The sequence below is a fragment of the Microbacterium sp. HMWF026 genome (assembly GCF_003061325.1).
In the GTDB taxonomy this organism is placed as follows: domain Bacteria; phylum Actinomycetota; class Actinomycetes; order Actinomycetales; family Microbacteriaceae; genus Microbacterium; species Microbacterium testaceum_E.
In genome coordinates, this window is the sequence record NZ_QAJB01000051.1 from 1 (window position 1) to 2,803 (window position 2,803).

The window sequence follows — 2,803 nt, forward strand, 5'->3', positions numbered from 1 at the left end:
GCTCCAACATAGCGAGAACGGGCCGGATCGGGGGCGGAGGGCACGTATCCCGCATCCCGGGGCGCCGGGGGCGGGTGTCGAAGGCGCCGTTTAGACTGGCATCCATCATGACGACCCCCGTTTCCACTCCGACGCTGATCGCGCCGTCCGCCGCCGCGCAGGGCGATGCGGGACCCCGCACGTACGAAGTCCGCACCTTCGGGTGCCAGATGAACGTGCACGACTCCGAGCGCCTGTCCGGGTCGCTCGAGAGCGCGGGGTACGTCCGCGCCGAGGCGGGGACCGAGGCCGACGTCGTGGTGATCAACACCTGCGCCGTGCGCGACAACGCGGCCGGAAAGCTCTACGGCACGCTCGGCCACCTCAAGTCGCGCAAGGACGCGCACGACGGCATGCAGATCGCGGTCGGTGGCTGCCTCGCCCAGATGGACAAGGACGCGGTCCAGCAGAAAGCCCCGTGGGTCGACGTCGTGTTCGGCACGCACAACATGGGCTCGCTCCCGGGCATGCTCGAGCGCGCCCGCCACAACGGCGAGGCCGAGCTCGAGATCCTCGAGTCGCTCGAGATCTTCCCCTCGACGCTGCCCACCAAGCGCGACTCGGTCCACAGCGGCTGGGTGTCGATCTCGGTCGGCTGCAACAACACCTGCACGTTCTGCATCGTCCCGAGCCTGCGCGGCAAAGAGAAGGATCGTCGCCCCGGCGACATCCTCAACGAGATCCGTCTGCTGGTCGACGACGGCGCGATCGAGGTCACGCTGCTCGGCCAGAACGTCAACTCGTACGGGGTCGAGTTCGGGGACCGCCTCGCCTTCGGCAAGCTGCTGCGCGCGGCCGGAGAGATCGACGGTCTCGAGCGCATCCGCTTCACCAGCCCGCACCCGGCCGCCTTCACCGACGACGTCATCGCGGCCATGGCAGAGACCCCGGCGGTCATGCCGCAGCTGCACATGCCGCTGCAGTCGGGATCGGACCGCATCCTCAAGGCGATGCGCCGGTCGTACCGCAGCGAGAAGTTCCTCGGCATCCTCGACCGGGTCCGCGAGCGCATCCCGCACGCCGCCATCACGACCGACATCATCGTGGGCTTCCCCGGCGAGACCGAAGAGGACTTCCAAGACACTCTGCGCGTCGTCGAGGCGGCGCGGTTCTCGAGCGCGTTCACGTTCCAGTACTCGATCCGCGAGGGCACGCCGGCGGCGACCATGGCCGACCAGGTGCCCAAGGCGGTCGTCCAAGAGCGTTACGAGCGGCTCATCGCCCTGCAGGAGCGCATCTCGATCGAAGAGAACCACAAGCAGCAGGGGCGCACGCTCGAGGTGCTCGTGTCCGCGGGCGAGGGCAAGAAGGATTCCGAGACCCACCGCCTCACGGGCCGCGCCGAAGACAACCGGCTCGTGCACTTCGAGTTGCCCGCCGGGTCGCCCGTTCCGCGCCCCGGAGACGTGGTCTCGGTGACGGTGACGCACGCCGCCCCCTTCCACCTGCTGGCCGATGCCCCCGACGGGGCGCCGCTGCGCATCCGCCGCACGCGGGCCGGCGACGCGTGGGACCGCTCGCAAGCGGAGTCGTGCGGCATCCCCGCTCCCGCGGGCGATGCGGGGGCGCCGCGCGCGGTATCCCTGGGGCTCCCCACGCTCCGCGTCGGCGTGTGACCGCGCCGGCCCTGTGGGCCGTCGTGGGGGCGACGGGAACCGGCAAGACGGGTCTGTCGCTCGACCTCGCCGAGTCGCTGGCCGCGAGCGGTCGTCCCGCCGAGATCGTCAACGCCGATGCGATGCAGCTGTATCGCGGGATGGACATCGGCACCGCGAAGATCCCGCTCGCGGAGAGACGCGGCATCCCTCATCATCTGTTCGACGCGCTCGCGGTGACCGACGATGCCGCAGTGGCGTGGTTCCAGGATGCCGCCCGCGAGGTCATCCGGGCTATCCACGGCCGCGGTGCCGATGCGATCCTCGTCGGAGGTTCCGGTCTCTACGTCTCGAGCGTGCTGTGGGACTTCCGGTTCCCGCCGCGCGACGAGGCGGTGCGCGAGCGACTCGAGGCGGAGCTGGCGCACAGCGGCGCGGGCGTGCTCTTCGCGCGGCTGCGCCAGGCCGACCCCGACGCGGCCGCGCGGATCGACCCGCGCAACGGCCGGCGCGTCGTCCGCGCGCTCGAGGTGCTCGAGCAGGGCGGCGAGACGCACGGGGGTGCCCTTCCCGCGGCGCCGGAGCTGTGGCATCCGCTCACCCGGATCGTGGCGACGCGGGTCGAGCGCGAGCAGCTCGTCCCGCTGCTGGACGCGCGTGTCGAGGCGATGTGGGCGGCGGGCTTGATCGACGAGGTCGAGGCGTTGCGCGCCGAGGGACTCGAACGCTCGACGACGGCGGGACGGGCGATCGGGTACGCACAGGCTCTCGCGCAGCTGCGCGGGGACCTCAGCCGCGACGACGCCGTGGCCGAGACGCAGGCGCTCACGCGGCGGTACGCCCGGCGTCAGGTGTCGTGGTTCCGGCGCTACGCCCAGGCCCGGTGGGTGGACGCGCGGTCGACGGATACCGCGACCCTCCTGTCGACGGACGGGGCGGGCGCCTCATGAGCATCGGCATCCGGCCGTTCGCCCTCTCCGACGAGGATGCCGTCGTGGCGCTGTGGCACGAGGCGGGACTGACCCGCCCGTGGAACGATCCCCACGCCGACATCCGACGCAAGCTCACGGTGCAGCCCGAGCTGTTCCTGGTGGCGGTCGATTCCTCGGGCGGCGACGAGGCCGCTCCCGCCGACGCCGACCACACAGCGCCCGACCGCGCAGCAACCG

2 protein-coding genes and 1 pseudogene are annotated in these 2,803 nt (G+C 71.6%); all 3 read left to right on the top strand.

Going from position 1 to position 2,803, the window contains the following annotated elements; genetic code table 11:
* Positions 1 to 107 precede the first annotated feature (107 nt).
* Complete coding sequence (gene miaB, locus DBR36_RS02465) at positions 108 to 1,655, top strand: tRNA (N6-isopentenyl adenosine(37)-C2)-methylthiotransferase MiaB (RefSeq protein WP_108317413.1); 1,548 nt, start codon at positions 108 to 110, stop codon at positions 1,653 to 1,655.
* A complete protein-coding gene (gene miaA / locus DBR36_RS02470; RefSeq protein ID WP_108317414.1) occupies positions 1,652 to 2,584 on the top strand; it encodes a tRNA (adenosine(37)-N6)-dimethylallyltransferase MiaA in 933 nt (310 codons plus the stop codon). The genes miaB and miaA overlap by 4 nt, the downstream gene beginning before the upstream one ends.
* Positions 2,581 to 2,803: pseudogene (locus DBR36_RS02475) on the top strand (hypothetical protein); the annotation flags it as partial. The gene miaA and the pseudogene DBR36_RS02475, both read left to right, overlap by 4 nt.

Bases quoted from the DNA above. Each gene is read 5' to 3' on its own strand.
- miaB (WP_108317413.1), top strand. From the start codon at position 108: ATGACGACCCCCGTTTCCACTCCGACGCTGATCGCGCCGTCCGCCGCC.